Source organism: Pseudoalteromonas sp. McH1-7 (assembly GCF_013366255.1).
GTDB lineage: Bacteria > Pseudomonadota > Gammaproteobacteria > Enterobacterales > Alteromonadaceae > Pseudoalteromonas > Pseudoalteromonas peptidolytica.
Genome location: NZ_JABWPQ010000008.1, coordinates 43,287 through 64,334, shown reverse-complemented (window position 1 = coordinate 64,334; position 21,048 = coordinate 43,287). Strand labels below are relative to the sequence as shown.

The window sequence follows — 21,048 nt, the reverse complement described above, 5'->3', positions numbered from 1 at the left end:
AACAAATGGTATTTCTGAGGCGAGTGAAGGATGAAAAGAGAAAGTGAAGCCTTTAGGCTTCACGGATTTGGTTCAGTAAGGCGAAGATACTTTTCAGCCAGTTGATCTAGGCTTTCCTTATAATTTGGATCCGGCTTGATACAGTCTATTGGGCATACACTCACACAAGTTGGTGTATCGTAATGCCCCACGCATTCTGTGCACTTATCTGGGTCAATTTGATAAATTTTATCGCCCATATAAATGGCTTGATTTGGACATTCAGGGTCACACATATCACAGTTGATACATTTATCATTGATCAAAAGTGCCATGACTAAGCCTTTTTAAATGGGTTTCGTGTGTCCTCATGCTGACCTAAATTACGCATTAAAATCGCATGGTCTAAGTCAATATCCTCCGGCAATGGGATCTTTACAACATGGCCTGAGCCTTTAGCGTCATCAATGGTCTCACCTTTTTTATTTTCCATGTGTTCAAGGTTAAAGTGAATATTCCCTTTTGGTGTCATCAACTCAAGGCTGTGTCCTGTGCAGAACTTGTTCTTTACGTCGATTTCAACTAAGCCATTGTTTGTGCGACCTAGCACTTCACCGACAAATTGTTGTTTATCTGAGATAGAGTGGCCGTAGTCGTAGTTTTGGTAGTCCTGATGTACATGACGCTTTAAGAAGCCTTCGGTGTAGCCTCGGTGAGCAAGGTTCTCTAGAGTTTTCATTAAGCTGGGATCAAATGGCTTACCCGCTACTGCATCATCGATAGCTTTACGATAAACTTGAGCAGTACGTGCAACGTAATAGAAAGATTTGGTACGACCTTCAATTTTAAGGCTATGTACGCCCATACGAGTCAGCTGGTCAACATACTGTACAGCACGTAAGTCTTTGGAGTTCATGATGTATGTGCCGTGTTCATCCTCAAACGCTGGCATATATTCACCTGGACGGCCTTGCTCTTCGAGCATAAAGACTTGATCGGTTGGCTGGCCTTCACCCAAAGTAGGAATAATGGCCTTTGGATCCACTTTATGCACTACGTCACCGGTTTCGTCTTCTTGACCTGGCTTTACGTCGTAACTCCAGCGACAGGCATTGGTACACGTCCCTTGGTTTGGATCGCGCTTATTGATGTAACCAGATAACAAACAGCGCCCAGAGTATGCCATGCACAGTGCCCCATGGACAAACACCTCAAGTTCTGTTTCTGGGCAAAGCGCACGGATCTCTTCTATTTCTTGTAGTGATAGTTCACGAGAAAGAATTACGCGCTCAATTCCTTGTTTCGCCCAAAATTGTACCGCAGCATAGTTGACTGCATTAGCCTGTACAGAAAGGTGAATTGGCATATCAGGCCACTTGTCACGTACGAGCATAATTAGTCCAGGATCGGACATGATAAGCGCATCTGGTTTCATCGCGATGACGGGTTCAATATCACGTAAGTAGGTCTTTACTTTGCCATTATGCGGCGCAATATTTGACACCACATAAAGCTTTTTATTCTGCTGGTGAGCTTCATTGATACCTATCTCAAGGTTCTCAAGGTCAAATTCGTTATTACGCACTCGCAAACTATATCTAGGTTGTCCGGCATAGACGGCATCGGCACCGTACGCAAAAGCGTAACGCATATTCTTTAAACTGCCGGCTGGAGAGAGAAGTTCTGGTACAAACATGGTTTACCTCATACATTGAACTGATTACGGGTCAGCTGTTGAGTGATTTCGTGCGCTGATTCTAAAAAGCGGCGCAGTATAGAAGAAAGCCTGTAAAATAATTTTGATGTAGATCAGGTTTTTCGATGTTGTCTGTGAAGCAAATAGATTTCCCTGTCAGCTGGGCTGTAGCGGTGAATTATGGACGTTTATTGATATTAAATTGACTAAACTTCTTTATCTTCTCAAAGAAAGCGGCGTGAGATAGTAGGTTTTTTCTACCAAACAACGTATAATTCGCGCCCGTTAATATTCACAACAATATTTTGGAGCAAAAGATGGCTTTAGAGCGTACTTTTTCAATCATCAAGCCTGATGCGGTAGCTAAAAACCACATCGGTGCTATCTACAACCGTTTTGAGTCTGCTGGTCTTAAAATCGTTGCATCAAAAATGGTTCACCTTTCTCAAGAGAAAGCTGAAGGTTTCTACGCAGAGCACAAAGAGCGTCCTTTCTTTGGTGCACTAGTTTCTTTCATGACTTCAGGCCCTGTAATGGTTCAGGTTCTTGAAGGTGAAGATGCAGTTCGTAAAAACCGTGAAATCATGGGTGCTACTAACCCTGCAGAAGCGTTAGCTGGTACACTACGTGCTGACTACGCAGACAGCATCGACGAGAACGCTGTACACGGTTCTGACGCACCAGAGTCTGCTGCTCGCGAAATCGCTTATTTCTTCGCTGAAGAAGAAATCTGCCCACGTACTCGTTAATTCGAGACTTGGTGCCAAAAAAGGGCTTTCGAGCCCTTTTTTTGTCCCGTAGCCAAATGGTGTTGATATGGGACAAGCGTGCTTTGTAAAGTAATCACACTACTTCACAAAACACGTTTCATTATTTGTGATGTTTGCTGCTTTTTTGTACAATGTGCAGTTGGCAATTAAGCTGTTTTTACCGTCTATAACCGAGGTTGTTCATGACCACTATTGAGAAAAAAATTAACTTACTTGATTTAAATCGCGAGGGGATGCGCGAGTTATTTGCATCATATGGCGAAAAGCCGTTTCGCGCGGATCAGGTGATGAAATGGATTTATCATTTTGGTATCGATAATTTCGATGAGATGAGTAACTTAAATAAAAAGCTTCGTGCACGTTTGCAGGCTGAGTGTGAGATTAAAGCGCCTGAAATATCAGTAAAGCAAGAGGCTTCAGATGGCACCATCAAATATGCACTGTTACTCGAAGGCGGCCAAGAAGTTGAAACCGTGTGGATCCCAGAAAAAGATAGAGCCACACTGTGTGTATCTTCTCAGGTTGGCTGTGCGTTGGAATGTACTTTTTGCTCAACGGCGCAACAAGGCTTTAACCGTAACTTAAAAGTGTCTGAGATCATAGGTCAGGTTTGGCGCGTGGCAACCGACATTGGTCTACATAAAGGTGATAGCACTAAGCGCCCAATTACTAACATCGTGATGATGGGTATGGGTGAGCCTCTGTTAAACCTCAATAACGTTGTACCAGCGATGGAGCTGATGATGGACGATTGGGCGTTTGGCCTATCCAAGCGCCGCGTCACGCTCAGTACATCAGGCGTGGTACCTGCGCTTGACATCTTGAAAGAAAAAATAGATGTGGCACTTGCAATTTCACTACATGCACCAAATAACCCACTTCGCGATGTGCTTGTACCAATCAATAAAAAGTATCCAATTGAAGAGTTCTTAGCTGCATGTCGCCGTTATATTGATGGCTCAAAGGCGAATAAAGATGTCACCATTGAGTATGTAATGCTGCAAGATGTTAATGACAGCACGGATCATGCCCATGAGTTAGTAAAAGTGCTTAAAGGCACGCCATCAAAGATTAACTTGATCCCGTTCAACCCGTTCCCTGGTAACGAATATGGCCGCTCTAGTAATAGCCGTATCGATAGATTCTCGAAAGTGTTACAAGCGGCTGGACTGACTTGTATTGTGCGTCGTACTCGTGGCGATGATATTGATGCTGCATGTGGTCAGTTGGTTGGTGATGTTGTGGATAGAACCAAGCGTCTAGCCAAGAAAAAGCAACGTGATGACAGCGCCATTGCTGTCAATGTGAGTGCACAATAACAAATAATGAGCTGGCTTGGGTCAGCTCATTTCATCTGAGTCTCAGATAAGTTCTGGTTATCTTACAAAAAATGGGTGAATCTCGTAGCCTTTTGGGTAATATAGTGCAGATATAAAACCCAGTGGCATTCAAAGGTGAGTGATGCAATCGCGAAATTATCGCAAAACAGGATTGGCTGCATCCATTCTCGCAGGTGCGAGTTTAGTTTTGTCAGGTTGTGTGACGGAGCGCAGCTATCGTGCTGATGGCCGTCCAGTAGCCGAGCAGCAAGTCAATAACACCAATGCTGCTAGAACTCGTATCGCGCTTGCACTTCAATATCTCAATTCAGGTAATACTACGTCAGCGAAGTTTAATCTTGAGCGCGCGTTGCAACTCGCGCCAAAGCTGGCAGAAGCACATTATACGCTGGCCTATTACTATGAGCAGGTGGGAGAGCAACAGCGTGCCGACAATGCGTACCAAGCTGCATTGGATATTGAACCTGATAATCCCGATACGCTAAATAACTATGGCACGTTTTTGTGCCGAGTAGGGCAGTACGATAAAGCTAATGCGTACTTTTTTAAGGCAATTGAAGTGCCAAGTTATCTCAGAGTAGCAGCCAGTTACGAAAACTTAGCATTATGTGCTTTGAAGCAAAATGAATATTTACTTGCTGAGGACTATTTGCAAAGCGCTATTAAGCATAATGCGCAGCAGATCTCTTCACAGCTGGCTTTGGCCGGTCTGTATTATGCGCGCAGTGACTTTTTGCGAGTCGAAGATATTCTAGAAAGTATTGAAAAGCGGGGTTTTGTTTCTCCCAGAAGCCTGATGCTTGGCCACCTTGTTCACATGCAAATGGGACATTTACAAAAAGCGCAGGACTTAGCAACCACGTTAGTGCAAAGCTATCCAAAGTCAGCGCAGGCGGCCTTGATATTAACTGACAATACTGTGGCGAGTGAGTTTGAACGACTGAGGAATCGATACCGAGAAGCGCAGCTTAACAAGTTGGCTGGTGCGTCACCCAGTCATATCGTTGCAAATCCAAAGATAAAAATTAAACGTAAAAAAACGCAACGCAAATCAACGCCTATATTCACTGCTGATTCACCTGTAGAGACTAATAATTTTGCGCCAGTAGCAAAACCTGAGGTAGTTAAAAATTCTCCAGCGGTAACTACGTCATTGCGCTCTGATGAGCAAGTTGAGTTCTATCAACCAAATCCTGCAGATGTCACCTTTAGTGAAGTGCCAAAGGAACGTCATGTAGTGACCGCGGCAGCAACTAACACTTCTATACCGCTGCTAAACAGCGAATTAACGCCACCAAGGGTAGCGTTTCACACGGTTATAGCAGGTGAAAACCTATTTAGTATTTCTGTAAAATACGACATTAAAATGGTCGATTTGATGCAGTATAATCAAGTGCGTGAATCTGCAAGGTTAGTTGCGGGTCAAAAGGTGTATCTAAATAATCCCAATGTGATCCATAAAATCGCTGTGGGAGATACTTTGCTCAGCGTAGCCGATCGATATGGTGTGTTGATCGATGAAATTATGCGATGGAATAAGCTAACTCCTGACGTGGCGCTGCAAGCAGGCCACGGATTATTAATAGTAGACCCAACAAATTACGTTTTATGAACCAAAATATGAAAGAGCAAGAAGCACCTGAACAAGAGCAGCCTTCAATCGGGCAAACTTTGGCGACTGCAAGACAAAATGCTGGGATCAGTTTTGCTGAGATTGAATCACGTCTAAAGATGACTCATGCCCAACTCACTAAGCTCGAGCAGGACGATTATCAAGATTTAGGGCCTGAAACATTTGTGCGTGGTTATATTAAAAACTATGCCGCATTGCTTGGACTAAATCCGGTAGAGGTACTGGCCATGTACCAATCACCAGTGGTACCGCCGCAGAAAAAACGAATGCAGAGCTTTTCGCGTCGTACGCACAAAGAGGCACATGATAGCCGTTTAATGATGGTGAGTTATATCGTGCTTGCTATTGTGTTGGGATCCTCAGCGTTGTGGTTTTGGCAGACCAATACTTCGGAGCCTGAAAGCGCTCAAGAAAGCGCGATCACCACAATTGAAGCACCAGAGCTTGAAGTACCAGAGCTTGAAGTAACAAGCGATCAAGAAGAGATACAAAACGACGAGCCAGAACAGTCTGAGAGTACAGGCGCGCTAGAAGAGCAGCCAACAAGTACGCTTGAGGTGGCGACATCAACGCCTGCTCAGAGCAACCCGAAAGAGCAGACTAAACGCGCGCCAGGGATCAGCACGGTGGTGATGTACTTTAATGAAGAAAGTTGGGTTGAAATGTTTGATGCAACCCAAGAGCGCGTGGCATTTGGGGTTAAAAAAGCAGGATATACCATGACAGTTGAAGGGAAAGCCCCTTTTTCTGTTATACTCGGCAAGCATCGGGCCGTAGAGGTCACACTTGATGGTAAACCTGTGACCTTGCCAGAGTTCACTAAAAACCGTCTAGCCAAATTTAATTTACCGTTAGCAGAGTAGTCAGCATGTTTTCAGAACCACCTATTAAGCGTAGAAAGTCAACGAGGATCTATGTCGGTAATGTGCCTATTGGTGATGGCGCACCGATAGCGGTGCAATCGATGACGAATACTAACACCCTAGATGTCGATGCAACGGTGGCGCAGATAAGAGCTATCCAAGATGCGGGCGCTGATATCGTTCGCGTTTCTGTGCCGACCATGGATGCCGCTGAAGCATTCAAAAGCATTAAAGCACAAGTAGACATTCCACTGGTGACAGACATTCATTTCGACTACCGCATCGCTTTACAAGTTGCCAAGTATGGTGCGGACTGTCTGCGGATCAACCCTGGCAATATCGGTAGTGAAGACAGGATCCGCGCTGTGATTGACGCAGCTGGTGAACACAATATTCCTATTCGAATTGGGGTCAATGGCGGGTCACTTGAGCGAGACTTGCAAGAGAAGTACGGTGAGCCAACACCTGAGGCTTTACTTGAGTCCGCGATGCGTCACGTTGAGATTCTTCAGCGTCATAACTTCGATCAGTTTAAGGTATCGGTAAAAGCGTCAGATGTGTTTCTGGCGGTGGGCGCTTATCGTCTACTCGCTAAAGAAATCGATCAGCCACTACATTTAGGGATCACAGAAGCTGGTGGCTTTAGAGCCGGTTCAGTGAAGTCGGCAGTGGGTCTTGGCATGTTGTTGGCTGAGGGGATAGGTGACACCCTGCGCGTTTCTCTTGCTGCTGATCCAGTACAAGAGATAAAAGTTGGCTTCGATATCCTTAAATCGCTGCGTATCCGTTCGCGTGGTATTAACTTTATCGCTTGCCCAAGCTGTTCAAGACAAGAGTTTGATGTGGTCAACACCATGAATCAACTTGAAGAGCGTCTAGAAGATATCACTACGCCAATTTCGGTGTCGGTGATAGGGTGTGTGGTAAATGGCCCTGGTGAAGCATTAGTGAGTGATTTAGGTCTTGCAGGTGCAAATCGCCGCTCAGGGCTTTACATTAATGGTGAACGTCAAAAAACACGTATTGATAATGATGATATTGTTGCTCAGCTTGAATCTCAAATTAGAGAGTATGTAGAGAAAAAAGAGAGCGAAGAAAAAATCGATGTAAAAATCATCGACTGATACGGATGTAATCGTTAAGATAAGCGAATTTTCAAGCTTTATACAGGTACGCAAACAATGCTACCTGAGCATGTGTTTAAGCAATAGCATCAACCAACACATATTGGCTGATGGCAAAGAATAATTAGGGTTTTCAGTGACAAAACAACTTCAGGCAATCCGTGGGATGAATGATTGTCTGCCAGGTGATACACAAATCTGGCAGAAAGTAGAATCGGTATTAAAAGAAACTGTGGCTGCGTTTGGCTACCAAGAGATCCGTTTTCCAATCGTTGAATCGACTGATCTATTCAAACGCTCTATTGGTGAAGTGACCGATATTGTTGAAAAAGAAATGTATACCTTTGATGATCGTAACGGCGACAGCTTAACGCTACGTCCTGAAGGGACGGCTGTGTGCGTACGTGCTGGTAATCAACATGGTTTACTGTATAACCAAGAGCAGCGTCTTTGGTATATGGGGCCAATGTTCCGCCATGAGCGGCCGCAGAAAGGTCGTTATCGTCAATTCCACCAATTTGGTGTTGAAACTTATGGGGTCGCAACGCCTGATATTGATGCTGAAGTGATCTTAATGACGGCGCGTCTATGGCAGCAATTTGGTATTCAAGAGCACGTCAAGCTTGAGCTTAATTCATTGGGCTCTAACGAAGCCCGAGCTGAATATCGAGATGCTTTGATAGCTTATTTAGAACAGCATAAAGCGGTACTTGATGAAGACAGTTTGCGTCGTATGTACACTAACCCGCTTCGAGTTCTTGATAGCAAAAACCCAGACATTCAAGCAGTTTTAGTCGATGCGCCAAAGCTTTCTGAGTATTTAGACCAAGAGTCGCGTGAACATTTTGCGAATTTATGTGAACGTTTAGACGCAGCTGGCGTCGAATACCAGGTTAATGAAAAGCTGGTACGTGGCCTAGACTACTACAACCGTACTGTATTTGAGTGGGTAACAACCAGTCTTGGTGCTCAAGGTACAGTGTGTGCCGGTGGACGTTACGATGGCTTGGTTGAACAGCTAGGTGGAAAAGCGACACCGGCTGTCGGTTTTGCGATGGGTATCGAGCGTCTTGTGTTAATGTTACAAACATTAGAGTGTGTTGGTGAAATCCGCCGTAATGCTGATGTTTATGTAGTTGCTATGGGTGACAAAGCGGCAATCCAAGCTCCAGTAGTAGCGCAGCAGCTACGAGATGAGGTTGCAGGACTTCGCGTGATGGTACATTGCGGTGGGGGCAACTTCAAAAAGCAATTTAAACGTGCAGACAAAAGCGATGCAGTCGTGGCATTAGTGCTAGGCGAAGATGAACTGGCGCAAGGCAAAGTGACTGTAAAATATTTGCGTGAAGAGAAAGAACAAATCACCTTACCGCTTGCAGAAGTAAAAGCACTGCTTGCAGAGTTGGTAAGCTAAGAGGTTAGAATGGAAATTTATTCAACAGAAGAGCAGCAAGAAGAAGCAATAAAGCGATTTTTCCGCGAGAATGGTACAACCCTAGTGATAGGGGCTGTATTAGGGTTAGGCGGTTTATACGGTTGGAAAGCCTATAATCAGAGTCAGATTGACACCGCAGAAGCGACATCTGAAGCCTACAGCCAAATCGTAGAAAGTGATGACGTACTTGCAAAAAGCGAAGCATTTGTTGCAGATAATGCTGATTCTAACTATGCCGTATTAGCCGCATTTGTTGCTGCAAAAGAGGCAATTGAAAAGAATGACTTAACATTAGCCGCAGACAAATTAACTTGGGCTGCTGAAAATGTAAATAATGCTGAGCTCAAAGCAACAGCATTACTTCGATTAGCACGTGTTCAGGCTTCTCAAAAGCAGTACGAGCAGGCGCTAGCAACGTTAGCAAAACCGATGCCTGAGGCATTCAAAGCACAGCAATCAGAAATCCAAGGCGATATTTACCTAGCGCAAGGTGAGCAAGATAAGGCACGTGACGCTTATCAGTCAGCACTAGAAGCGGCAACAGGTAATAATAACCCCATGCTGCAAATTAAACTGGATGATTTAGCACAAAAGACAACGGTTTAAGGAGTTGCCATGAAGAAGTTAACTATGGCCTCTTTGGCTCTATGTGTGGCAGCACTTACGGCTGGGTGCTCATCAAATGATGACGAAGAAGAACTGATACTGCCTGAAATCAATAACCAGTTTGAAGCGAATATTGTGTGGCAAGAGGGCGTTGGTGACGGTGTAGAGCATTATTTCTCTCATCTTGCCCCTGTGAGCTACCAAACAACGGTCTTTGCTGCTGCTCGAGAGGGTATAGTCACCGCGTTTGACGTCGAGACAGGTAAAGAAAAATGGCAAGTTGATGTGCGTAAAAATACCAGCTTTTGGCCATGGGAAGACAGTGACAGTGCTAAGTTGTCAGGCGGTATTACCCAAGCATATGGTAAGCTGTACATCGGCTCTGAGCATGGACAGGTTTTTGCCTTAGACCGTGAAACCGGTGAAGTGGTGTGGCGTAAATCAGTACCTGGCGAAGCGCTTTCTGCCCCTTCTGCAGGGGATGGCCTTCTATATGTTAACTTAGGTTCAGGTAAACTCGTTGCTTTACACCCTGATACAGGTGAAGAACGTTGGCACTACGAACAAGAAGTGCCAGCACTGACCTTGCGTGGTTTAAGTTCGCCAACCAGCGCCAATGGCGGTGTACTTGTTGGTGAAGAAAGTGGCAAACTGACGGCATTAATCGCCGAGAATGGCTTTACCGCTTGGAGTACTGATGTTGCGATAGCAAAAGGTGCTTCAGAGTTTGAGCGTTTGGTTGATGTAGACACTAAGCCTGTCGTGAGTGGCGCATATGTGTATTCTATCGCCTATAATGGTAAACTAGTGGCTATTGATGTTCGCAGCGGTAACGTAGTATGGGATCGTGAGTACAGTAGTTATCGCGACTTAACGCTAGACCTAGATGTTATTTATTTGGTTGACAGTGACGGGGTGTTATACGCCCTAGACAAAAACTCAGGTATTGAACGTTGGACACAAGCTGCTTTGCGTGGCTGGTATCTTACTGCCCCAACAGTTGCAGGCAATTATATCGTGGTCGGTGACCAAGAAGGTAATTTACATTGGTTGGATAAAAACTCAGGAGAGCTAGTATCTCGTACTGAGTTTGATGATTCTGGGTTTTATATTGAGCCAATCGTCGTTGATGACAAGGTATTTGTATATACGCGAGATGGTGAACTTAGCGCAGTTCAAATTCCAAAATAACCTTCTGAATTTTGAATATTTTATGGGGCTTCGCTTTCGCGAAGCCTTTTGTTGTTTATAAAAGAGGTAGTCTATGCTTCCTGTGATCGCTCTGGTTGGGCGACCTAATGTGGGTAAATCCACACTATTTAATCGTTTAACACGTACTCGAGACGCGTTAGTTGCTGATTTCCCTGGCCTCACTCGTGACCGCAAGTATGGCCAAGCAAATTACGAAGGCTATGAGTTTATCGTGGTGGACACGGGTGGTATTGATGGCTCAGAAGAAGGCATTGAAACTGAAATGGCTGAACAATCTCTGCTGGCAATTGAAGAGGCGGATATTGTACTATTTTTGGTTGATGCACGAGCAGGCATGACTGTTGCTGATCAAGCAATCGCACAGCACCTTCGTAAACAGCAGAAAAAGTGCTTTGTCGTGGCTAACAAGACGGATGGTATTGATGCAGACTCCAATTGTGCAGAGTTTTATCAATTAGCATTAGGCGATGTACAGCAAATAGCAGCAGCACATGGCCGTGGTGTCACTCAACTACTCGAGTTAACCTTGCAGCCAGTCATTGCAGAGCTTTCTTTACAAGAAGAAGCCGTGGCGCAAGATGATGAAGACATTGCGGAACTTTATCTTGAAGATGAGGAAGTTGAAGCTGGCAAAACTGGCTTTGAAGACAAGCCTGTAAAACTTGCGATTATTGGACGCCCAAATGTTGGTAAGTCGACACTGACAAATCGGATTCTAGGCGAAGACCGAGTGATAGTGTACGACATGCCAGGTACGACACGAGACTCAATTTACATCCCAATGACTCGCAACGACAAAGAATACGTACTGATTGATACCGCAGGTGTACGTAAACGCAAGAAAGTCAGCGATGTTGTTGAGAAGTTTTCTGTGATAAAAACATTACAGGCAATTGAAGACGCAAATGTAGTTTTGCTAGTTGTTGATGCTCGTGAAGGGATCTCTGATCAAGACTTAAGCTTGCTTGGCTTTGCTCTGAATGCGGGTCGTTCATTGGTGATTGCAGTGAACAAGTGGGATGGTCTTGATGACTACGTAAAAGAGCGGATCAAAACAGAGCTAGACCGAAGACTGGGTTTTGTTGATTTTGCACGATTACACTTTATTAGCGCGTTGCATGGCACCGGTGTTGGTCACTTGTTTGAGTCTATCGATGAAGCCTACGAGTCGGCAACTAAACGTGTGAGTACAGCAATGTTGCGTCGCATTATGGATATGGCGCAGGCTGATCACCAGCCACCTTTGGTGCGTGGTCGTCGTGTGAAGCTGAAGTACGCACACGCAGGTGGTTATAACCCTCCGCGTATTGTTATCCACGGTAACATGGTGCACGAACTGCCAGATAGTTATAAACGTTACCTAATGAACTATTATCGCAAGGCTTTAAATGTGATGGGAACGCCAATTAAAATTGAGTTCCGCGAAGGGGACAACCCATACGCAGGCCGTTCAAATAAAATGACGTTATCACAAAAACGCAAGTTACGTGCGTTTGCAAAAGAAAATCGTAACAAGTCTTAAACTATTTGGGCCGAACGATTGTTCGGCCCAACCTTTCTGTATAACCTCAATCTTGCAGCCCTCAGCAAGACCAGAATAATACTGGTGCAATAGATTCAACAATAAAGTCAGCCACCGATAAGCTGAGTATGTTAATCTAGCTAAAAATGAAAAATAAAGAATGCGAATGCTATGCACGTACATATTTTAGGGATATGCGGCACCTTTATGGGTGGTATTGCCGCTATAGCGAAGTCTTTAGGTCACAAAGTTACTGGCTCAGATCTCAACGTTTATCCACCAATGAGCACCCAGCTCGAAGCACTTGGCATTGAGCTTACTCAAGGCTATGACCCACAGCAATTAGTTGATGCTCAGCCTGATGTGGTGGTCATTGGCAATGCCATGAGTCGCGGTAACCCCTGTGTTGAATATGTGCTGGAAAAAGGGCTTTATTATACGTCAGGCCCTGAATGGCTTCGAGAAAATGTACTAAGAGAGTCTTGGGTACTCGCTGTTGCTGGTACACACGGAAAAACGACTACCGCAAGTATGCTGGCTTGGGTGCTCGAATATGCTGGGTTACGTCCAGGGTTTTTAATCGGCGGGGTGGTTCAAAACTTTGGGGTGTCTGCGCGTACTTCGGACACACCATTTTTTGTCATCGAAGCAGACGAATATGACACCGCATTTTTTGATAAGCGGAGTAAGTTTGTTCATTATTTACCGCGTACACTAATCTTGAATAATCTAGAATATGATCATGCGGATATTTTTCCCGATTTAAACGCCATTCAGACGCAATTCCATCATCTTATTCGTACGCTACCGAGCCAAGGTAAAGCCATCTATCCTGCCGACGATAAGGCATTGCAAGAGGTGATAAATAGAGGATTTTGGAGCTTGCAGGAATCCCTTGGCAAAGAATGGTCGTATAACCTCATCAAAGCAGATGGCTCTAGTTTTACGGTACTGTTTGAAGGAGAAGAAAAGGGTGTAGTTAACTGGCAGACCATCGGTGAACACAATGTCAAGAATGCCATGGTGACGATTGCAGCCGCAAGACATGTTGGGATCCCAATAGAAGTAAGTATTGAAGCGCTAGGCCAGTTTATCTCACCTAAACGACGCATGGAGTGTAAAGGAGAAGTCAACGGAGTGACGGTTTATGATGATTTTGCTCATCACCCCACCGCTATCGCAACGACACTTGCAGGGCTTCGAGCAAAAGTAGGTGATGCACCCATCATTGCGATTTTAGAGCCGCGCTCAAACACCATGAAGCTTGGGGTGCACCAAGAGACTTTAATGCAGTCATTAGCAGTAGCAAATGAGGTGTATTTATTTGAGCCTGAAGGCTTGTCTTGGTCGTTAAGAGCACAGGCTGAAAGTGCTGGACGGCGGTGCTTTGCTAGTGTCGATGAAATTGTTACACAGGTTGTTGCAAATCAAGCGCCGAATCAACATGTTTTAGTAATGAGCAACGGCGGCTTTGGTGGTATTCACGATAAATTATTAACTGCATTAAAAAAGTAATTTGTATGTCAGAACAAACATTTAAAGGGCCAATTACATTGGCATTCAGTGGTGCCTCAGGTGCACCTTACGGACTGCGGTTGTTAGAAGTATTAGTGTCGTTAAACTATCAAGTTTATGTGTTAATCTCTAGCGCAGCTCGAGTGGTTTTGGACACCGAGTCAAATGTAAAGCTATCTGGTAATGAGCAAAAAGCGAGCGAGCAGCTACAAACGCTATTCGCAGCCAAACAACAGCAAATACAAGTGTTTGGCAAAGATAATTGGTTTAGCCCTGTGGCATCTGGCTCGGCGGCACCAAAACAAATGGTGGTATGCCCATGTAGTGCAGGAAGTGTTTCAGCCATTGCGTTGGGAGCATCTGATAATTTATTGGAGCGTGCCGCTGATGTTGTGATCAAAGAGCGGGGACAGTTGATTTTAGTGCCTCGTGAGACGCCTTTTAGCCCAATCCATCTTGAAAACATGCTTAAATTAAGCCGTTTGGGCGTGACGATTATGCCTGCCGCGCCAGGGTTCTATCACCAGCCACAAAGTATTGAGGATTTAGTCGACTTTATGGTGGCGCGAATTCTAGATCATCTGAACATCGAACATACTTTAGCAAAACGCTGGGGTTATGGAGAATAACAAAATATGACAATAGCACTGAACATCGAAGGATTAAAAAAGGTCTATAGTAACGGCGTCGAAGCAGTGAAAGGAATAGACTTACAAGTACAAGAGGGTGACTTTTTTGCTTTGCTTGGCCCTAATGGCGCCGGAAAATCAACAACAATTGGCGTTATCGCTTCACTGGTAAATAAAACCCAGGGCCGTGTTGAGGTATTTGGCCACAGTATTGATACCCATTTAGAAGACGCAAAATCTAACTTAGGGCTTGTGCCGCAAGAGTTTAACTTCAGTCAATTTGAGACGCTAAATCAGATTTTAGTGACACAAGCAGGCTACTATGGTGTGCCAAGAGATGTTGCACATCAACGAGCAGAAAAGTACCTCAAGCAGCTTGGACTGTTTGACAAAAAAGATAAGCAAGCTCGTACCTTGTCTGGTGGCATGAAACGTCGCTTGATGATTGCCAGAGCGTTGATGCACGAACCAAAGCTACTTATTTTAGATGAACCAACAGCTGGTGTTGATATTGAACTACGTCGCTCAATGTGGGATTTCTTACGTGAAATAAACCAACAAGGGGTGACGATTATCTTAACTACCCACTATTTAGAAGAAGCTGAGTTACTGTGCCGCAATATTGCGATTATCGATAAAGGCACCATAGTAGAGCATACAACTATTAAGGCATTACTTGCTAAGTTAGATAAAGAAACCTTTGTACTAGACCTCAAGTCTCCCATCAAGCCGGTGACGTTAGATGGTTATCAGTTTACTCGTGTTGATGATCATACGATTGAAGTCGAAGTTGCTAAGTCACAGGGGCTCAATGGGGTCTTTTCACAGTTAACGCAGCAGGGGAATCAAGTATTGAGTATGCGCAACAAGGCTAACCGATTAGAGGAGTTGTTTGTGGGTCTATTAGAGCAGGGCAGAGGGGTATAATCGTGCTGAAATACGGCGTCGCGTTAAAAAGTATCTGGATAAAAGAGTGTATTCGCTTTTTGCGAATTTGGGTGCAAACTTTAGTACCTCCTGCGATCACAATGACGCTTTATTTTGTGATTTTTGGTAGCTTGATAGGTTCTAGAATCGGTGAGATGGGCGGCTTTAGCTACATGGAGTTTATTGTGCCTGGCCTTATTATGATGTCGGTTATTACCAACTCTTACTCTAACGTAGCTTCTAGTTTTTATTCTACTAAGTTTCAAAAAAGTATAGAGGAATTATTGGTTGCCCCAGTACCAAATTATATTATCGTGCTCGGCTACATGGGAGGTGGAATGGCCAGAGGCATGCTGGTCGGGTTAATCGTCACCATTGTGAGCTTATTTTTTGTTGATATCCAGATCCACAATCTTGCGGTGATTATTATCACAGTGATCTTAACCTCTGCGGTGTTTGCCTTGGGAGGGCTTATCAATGCGGTATTCGCCAATAGCTTTGATGACATCAGTATAATTCCCACTTTTGTACTTACTCCACTTACCTATCTGGGAGGAGTGTTCTACTCCATCACCTTGCTACCTGAGTTTTGGCAAGGCGTATCGCAGATAAACCCAATAATCTACATGGTTAATGCATTTCGCTTTGGCTTTTTAGGAGTCTCTGATGTAAATATCGGGGTGGCCTTTACAGTACTTGGCATCTTTATCTGTGGTTTATTCCTATTAGCGCTTAATTTGATTAAACGTGGTGTTGGGCTCAGGCACTAAGTGCGCTTGCGCTTAAATGGAGTGCTGTAAATGGTGGCAGCACTCTTGACTAATTTCAGGTAAAATCACCACAATTTCTTCCAAATTATCGATAGGTTATGACAGAAGCAAACTCTCGTAGTATTACCACTAATCAGCAAGGGCTGCATGAAAAGCTCGATGAAATCGTCACAAAACATTTAAAAGCTGAATTCAAAAAGCCGATAGCAGTGCACACTCAACGTGCTTTTGATGAGGTAAATAAACGAGTTCAGGCATTTGATGGACCCATTATTTTGGATTCGTGCTGTGGAGTAGGGGAAAGTACCGCGAACCTTGCTAAGCACCACCCTGAAGCGCTTATAATTGGAATTGATAAGTCTTCCCATCGCCTTGAAAAGCATGACGTAGAATATAAACAATCCGACGAAGGACAATATATTCTGGTACAAGCTGACTTAAATGATTTTTGGCGACTTGCGCTGCAAGCTAAATGGCAACCTAGCCACCATTACTTGCTCTATCCAAATCCTTGGCCAAAGGCTAAGCATATTCAAAGGCGTTGGCATGGCAGCGCAGTATTTCCCTATATTGTGAAATTAGGTGGCCAGCTAGAGCTACGTAGTAATTGGAATATCTATGTTAAAGAGTTCGCCAGAGCGCTTGAATTAAGCGGTGTTACTGCACATGTTGAAGCTTACGAAAACGAGCAAGCAATCACGCCTTTTGAGCGTAAGTATTGGGCAAGTGGGCAGTCGAGTACGCGCTTGTTGGCACAGATTTAATGCTCAGCAATGCGATTAAATCAACATAATTCAACCTAGGGGTGGTTGCTTTGTGAGGCAAGAAAATCTTGGCGATAACGCCGCTTTCATGTCCTGTTATCGTCAAGACTTACTCAGGTCAAATTGAGCAAGTATTAAGTTAAATTGGTATTCATATCAAAGGTGGCCACTTGCCTTGCCTACCCAGCTTCCCTCTAATCGCGCCACTCCAGCTTCTTCTAGTTGTTTAGCCTGGCGACTCGTGGTCACACATGGGACAATCAGGTCAATGCGACGAGTGTTGCAGTGGTCAGCCAAGTAGGCGACGGAGCTCATTAGCATCTCGTCATCACTGAGCTGTTCACAAATACTTTTCTCGAGGCAAATTGCGTCGAGTGGTAATTTCAATATTCTGTTTATTGTAAGAAAGCCGCTATTCACGCCGCTGACAGCAACATTGGCACCTTTAGCTTTTAGGGACTGCATCATTAAGTTCATGTCGCTAAAATTCTTTAGTACATCACTCTCATCAAACTCAAACGTGATAAGTTGAGGTTGCGGGTATCGTCGCAATATTTGACTGATATACTCAAAATATTCAGGATCAGCTATTTCTGCATGACTGAGTTGAATGCTCCAGGCATGGTTTGATTTTCTAAATCGAGTAACACATAGCTCAAGTAATTTCATACTAATTTGCGCGCGTAACTTGGGTTGCTTCATTACCGGATAAAAGTGCTCTGCATCAATAATTGCACCTCGCTCATTGAGAATACGAGCGCTGCACTGATATTGAATATTGTTGTGATCATGACAGGCCTTTCTGGGAGTAAAAAAGGGTATGATCCGATCTGATTCACACGCGCTTTGCAATAATCTTGTTAGGTGTAAGTTCTTTGATTGTTGCTGTGGGTTTATTTGTAACTGCGAGTCAAAATAACAAATCTGAATATTTTGTTGTTGTGCTTGTCTAAGTGCTAAAAAGGCATTCTCTAGCAACAAGGCACAGTTGCCTTTGGCAACGCCTGCGCACAAATTTACATACAGATGCGGCGCATCATAGATAGGTTTGGCGCAAGGAAAGGACTCAGTTAAATTGGCAAGGTAATGCTCGCTATTCTCAATACTCGTCACCAAGGCTATTTTAGATGTTGTTAGGCGATACACTTCAAATGGATGAGTAAACTCTGAGAAGTAACTCATTACTTTAGCCATTACATTATCACCAACCTCTGTACCATAAAAGCTTATGATATCCTCCAGCTCTTTGACCCAGACAACACTTAAGCACAAATGTTGAGATTTAGAATGTTTGAGTGCTTGCTCCAAGGCAATTCGATTGCCAAACCCTGTTCGGTTATCACTCGTCAGAGTTTTCTTGTAGTACATAAAATATAGGCTGACGACAACCAAAAACATGATAAAGAAAAAGCTTGCATCAACTGCTGCATCTATCACACTCTCATTGAGCCTACTCTCAAGGTCATGAATAGTAATATCTGCGCCTGCAATATAAGTTGTACCATCTGGAAGCACAAAAGGAATGAATACACTTTTAAAATGACCCCATTTATCTTTCGCTACTTCAAAGACCGGCTCCGTTGAGTGAAAGGCACTTTTTAACGTTACAGAAGCTTCAGAGTAGATGTCTTGATAACGAGTGAGGCGTTTTAATTTGAGGTCTTCGCGAGTATAGCTTGATGCCGTAAAATGGACGTTAGGCGCTTTTAGCACCATAGTGTAAACATATTCTACGTTCAATGCGTTTGCAAGCTCAGTCAGGGCATGGCTTTTTTGTTTGAATTCAGCAGCTGTAATACTATCGAGAGAGCTGTGATAACCTTTGCCAACCATCACGTTTGCGCTGGTGGCTGCGTTGATAAGTTGCGCATCAATACTAGCCATAATGTCACGTCGTGTATCATAGTAGTTTGCAACAACGTAAATGGATAAAGCAGCTAAGAAGATCAACGATGCTAAAGCGAGCCACGCAATTGGTAATCTTGGGGTATAACTGGTCAGTCCCAATAATTGCGAGATTTTGGTCGACTCTCGCACTTTATTAGCTTTGAGTGGCTGAGCGATACTCCGAGTATTCATGATAATCCTTTATCCACCGATTCACTTGGTGTAAACGACGAAATACCGTTTCGGATTCAGGTGGTGTTGCCTTGTTACATAATATAAACAATACATCATAAGTTAATCACATGAAAAGAAATTGAGCAAAAAAGTTCCGCATTGATATTCTGCAAAATGTATTGTTGTCGAATAGGAGCTGGTCTACTCATAAAAGCTGAATGAGCATGACATTTTATACCTTATTTGTACCTGAAAAGTAAAATAAAAACGACAAATTTGAGCTCTAGCCTTCATTGAACTTTCGCTGGTTTTTCATAAAATTGTCAATGTTTCATGAATTTTGGCGCGACAATAGAAGACAATTCCTTTTCTTTACAGTAAAGTTAGCCATTTCATAGATCACAATCTCTTGTGTTATTGGCATTGCTCTAGTCTATTTTGATGGGAGAGTGTTAGTACACCTTTTGATGTTAGGTAGTATTGATGGGTCCAAAGCGTTGCGCCGTTGCCTCTGAAGAAAGCTTAATGCGTATATTTACAGTGCCTGAGGCACCTGATTCAACTTTGAGCAGAATCGAGCAAGAAATCTCGAGTAACTTGGCTGGTTTTTTGAATGAAAATATAGCTGCAATCGAGAAGCCACTTCATGAAGTTGAAAAAGACTTTCAGTCCGCACAGATCCCTGAAGTGCCAATGTTTGTCTCCGATTATGCTCAAGATATTATGGAGCAGCTAGTTGCGCATTCTGTGCATACTGCAGCGCCTAGTTTTATCGGGCACATGACCTCCGCGTTACCACACTTTGTATTGCCACTGTCCAAGTTAATGGTAGGGCTGAATCAAAACTTGGTAAAAATAGAAACCTCAAAAGCATTTACGCCACTTGAGCGCCAAGTACTTGGGATGGTTCACCATCTTGTCTATGGCAATAACGATACTTTCTACAATAAATGGATGCATAGTGCCAAAACCTCCTTAGGTGCCTTTTGCTCAGGAGGCACTATTGCAAATATCACTGCGCTTTGGATTGCACGCAACCGCTTATTAAAAGCGGACGGTGATTTTAAGGGGATTGGCGCATCCGGTATAGTTGCCGCGATGCTGCACTATGGCTACAAAGGATTAGCCGTACTGGTGTCTGAGCGTGGTCATTATTCATTAGGGAAAGCGGCTGATGTGCTAGGTATTGGGCGCGATAACTTCGTTTCCATCAAAACATCAGCTGATAACAAAGTTGATGTCAGTGCGATGCGACAAAAAGCACATGAATTGGAATCCCAAGGTATTAAAGTATTAGCGCTTGTAGGGGTCGCTGGCACAACAGAAACTGGTAATATTGACCCGCTAGAGGATATGGCTGATCTAGCTGAAGAGCTAGGTTGCCACTTTCATGTGGACGCCGCATGGGGAGGGGCAACATTACTTTCTAATAATTATCGTCACCTTCTCAAAGGGGTAGAGCGTGCTGACTCGATCACCATTGATGCGCATAAGCAGATGTACGTGCCTATGGGGGCTGGGATGGTGATTTTTAAAGACCCCGCAGCATCTGATGCGATTGAACATCATGCTGAATATATATTGCGAAAAGGCTCAAAAGACTTAGGAAGTCATACGTTAGAGGGTAGCCGGCCCGGTATGGCGATGCTTGTGCACGCATGTTTACGAGTGATTGGCCGTCAAGGTTATGAAATGCTCATTGACAAAGGCATTGAAAAAGCACGCTATTTTGCTGAATTGATCAAACAGACACCTGATTTTGAGCTCATCTCAGAGCCAGAGCTTTGCTTGCTTACTTACCGATATGTTCCGGAAGCAATTAAATTGGCAATAGAGCAAGCGGATGAGCAAGAGAAGATAGACATTTATGCAGCCTTAAACAGATTCACTGCAAGTATGCAAAAGCGGCAACGTGAAGCCGGGCGCTCGTTCGTATCACGGACACGTTTGACTCCAGAGCAATATGAGCGTCAACCTACGGTTGTATTTAGGGTGGTATTAGCGAACCCGCTAACCTCTGAAGCCATGTTGACCGATATTATGGAAGAGCAGCGACAATTAGCTAAAACGGATCCGGTTTTCAAAAAGTACCTCGCGAAATATATTAATTAACTTGAGGTTTGGATAGGGAATGGGCTAACAAATTGTTTTAAAGTTACGCTAAATTACTTCCCTATCTAATCAACACCTTTCGGCGACAGA

The 21,048-nt window shown here is 44.0% G+C and carries 18 protein-coding genes; 15 read left to right on the top strand and 3 right to left on the bottom strand.

Features of this window, described 5'->3' with window-relative positions:
• Positions 1-59 precede the first annotated feature (59 nt).
• Complete coding sequence (locus HUZ36_RS07530) at positions 60-314, bottom strand: YfhL family 4Fe-4S dicluster ferredoxin (RefSeq protein WP_125250620.1); 255 nt, start codon at positions 312-314, stop codon at positions 60-62.
• A gap of 2 nt (positions 315-316) precedes the next feature.
• Positions 317-1,675 carry a prephenate-dependent tRNA uridine(34) hydroxylase TrhP gene (trhP, locus tag HUZ36_RS07525; protein WP_125250619.1) on the bottom strand — a complete coding sequence of 453 codons (1,359 nt, stop codon included), beginning with the start codon at positions 1,673-1,675 and terminating at the stop codon, positions 317-319.
• Positions 1,676-1,992: 317 nt separating this feature from the next.
• On the opposite strand from trhP, the gene ndk reads away from it, so the two are divergent.
• From ndk to trmB, 14 genes are all read left to right on the top strand, one after another.
• Positions 1,993-2,424 (top strand): nucleoside-diphosphate kinase, encoded by a 432-nt coding sequence (gene ndk / locus HUZ36_RS07520; protein ID WP_010377338.1) that lies wholly within the window; start codon positions 1,993-1,995, stop codon positions 2,422-2,424.
• 203 nt (positions 2,425-2,627) lie between these two features.
• Positions 2,628-3,764: a bifunctional tRNA (adenosine(37)-C2)-methyltransferase TrmG/ribosomal RNA large subunit methyltransferase RlmN gene (locus tag HUZ36_RS07515; RefSeq protein WP_176032479.1), complete on the top strand. Its 1,137-nt coding sequence runs from the start codon at positions 2,628-2,630 to the stop codon at positions 3,762-3,764.
• A gap of 142 nt (positions 3,765-3,906) precedes the next feature.
• Positions 3,907-5,397 (top strand): type IV pilus biogenesis/stability protein PilW, encoded by a 1,491-nt coding sequence (gene pilW, locus HUZ36_RS07510; RefSeq protein WP_176032478.1) that lies wholly within the window; start codon positions 3,907-3,909, stop codon positions 5,395-5,397.
• Positions 5,398-5,405: 8 nt separating this feature from the next.
• Complete coding sequence (locus HUZ36_RS07505; protein WP_254879511.1) at positions 5,406-6,281, top strand: RodZ domain-containing protein; 876 nt, start codon at positions 5,406-5,408, stop codon at positions 6,279-6,281.
• A 5-nt stretch (positions 6,282-6,286) separates the two neighbouring features.
• Positions 6,287-7,405 (top strand): flavodoxin-dependent (E)-4-hydroxy-3-methylbut-2-enyl-diphosphate synthase, encoded by a 1,119-nt coding sequence (gene ispG / locus HUZ36_RS07500; RefSeq protein WP_125250615.1) that lies wholly within the window; start codon positions 6,287-6,289, stop codon positions 7,403-7,405.
• 136 nt (positions 7,406-7,541) lie between these two features.
• The gene (gene hisS / locus HUZ36_RS07495) at positions 7,542-8,819 is read left to right on the top strand and encodes a histidine--tRNA ligase (protein ID WP_128730860.1); all 1,278 of its coding nucleotides are present in this window, start codon (positions 7,542-7,544) and stop codon (positions 8,817-8,819) included.
• A 9-nt stretch (positions 8,820-8,828) separates the two neighbouring features.
• Positions 8,829-9,446 (top strand): YfgM family protein, encoded by a 618-nt coding sequence (locus HUZ36_RS07490; protein WP_147390177.1) that lies wholly within the window; start codon positions 8,829-8,831, stop codon positions 9,444-9,446.
• Between the two features lie 9 nt (positions 9,447-9,455).
• Positions 9,456-10,637, top strand: a complete 1,182-nt coding sequence (bamB, locus tag HUZ36_RS07485; RefSeq protein WP_125250612.1) for an outer membrane protein assembly factor BamB — start codon at positions 9,456-9,458, stop codon at positions 10,635-10,637.
• 73 nt (positions 10,638-10,710) lie between these two features.
• Entirely contained in the window at positions 10,711-12,180 is a 1,470-nt protein-coding gene (der, locus tag HUZ36_RS07480) for a ribosome biogenesis GTPase Der (protein ID WP_125250611.1), read from the top strand.
• A gap of 171 nt (positions 12,181-12,351) precedes the next feature.
• Positions 12,352-13,695: a UDP-N-acetylmuramate:L-alanyl-gamma-D-glutamyl-meso-diaminopimelate ligase gene (mpl, locus tag HUZ36_RS07475; protein ID WP_176032476.1), complete on the top strand. Its 1,344-nt coding sequence runs from the start codon at positions 12,352-12,354 to the stop codon at positions 13,693-13,695.
• Between the two features lie 5 nt (positions 13,696-13,700).
• Complete coding sequence (locus HUZ36_RS07470; protein WP_128730864.1) at positions 13,701-14,324, top strand: flavin prenyltransferase UbiX; 624 nt, start codon at positions 13,701-13,703, stop codon at positions 14,322-14,324.
• A 6-nt stretch (positions 14,325-14,330) separates the two neighbouring features.
• The gene (locus HUZ36_RS07465) at positions 14,331-15,251 is read left to right on the top strand and encodes an ABC transporter ATP-binding protein (RefSeq protein ID WP_125250608.1); all 921 of its coding nucleotides are present in this window, start codon (positions 14,331-14,333) and stop codon (positions 15,249-15,251) included.
• A 2-nt stretch (positions 15,252-15,253) separates the two neighbouring features.
• Positions 15,254-16,021 (top strand): ABC transporter permease, encoded by a 768-nt coding sequence (locus tag HUZ36_RS07460; RefSeq protein ID WP_125250607.1) that lies wholly within the window; start codon positions 15,254-15,256, stop codon positions 16,019-16,021.
• 98 nt (positions 16,022-16,119) lie between these two features.
• On the top strand, positions 16,120-16,785 hold the full coding sequence (gene trmB / locus HUZ36_RS07455; protein WP_147390173.1) for a tRNA (guanine(46)-N(7))-methyltransferase TrmB: 666 nt from the start codon (positions 16,120-16,122) through the stop codon (positions 16,783-16,785).
• A 156-nt stretch (positions 16,786-16,941) separates the two neighbouring features.
• Here the strand turns inward: trmB and HUZ36_RS07450 are convergent, their stop codons facing one another.
• Complete coding sequence (locus HUZ36_RS07450) at positions 16,942-18,864, bottom strand: EAL domain-containing protein (RefSeq protein ID WP_176032475.1); 1,923 nt, start codon at positions 18,862-18,864, stop codon at positions 16,942-16,944.
• A 465-nt stretch (positions 18,865-19,329) separates the two neighbouring features.
• Between HUZ36_RS07450 and panP the strand changes: the two genes are divergently transcribed.
• On the top strand, positions 19,330-20,958 hold the full coding sequence (gene panP / locus HUZ36_RS07445) for a pyridoxal-dependent aspartate 1-decarboxylase PanP (protein WP_128730867.1): 1,629 nt from the start codon (positions 19,330-19,332) through the stop codon (positions 20,956-20,958).
• Positions 20,959-21,048 lie beyond the last annotated feature (90 nt).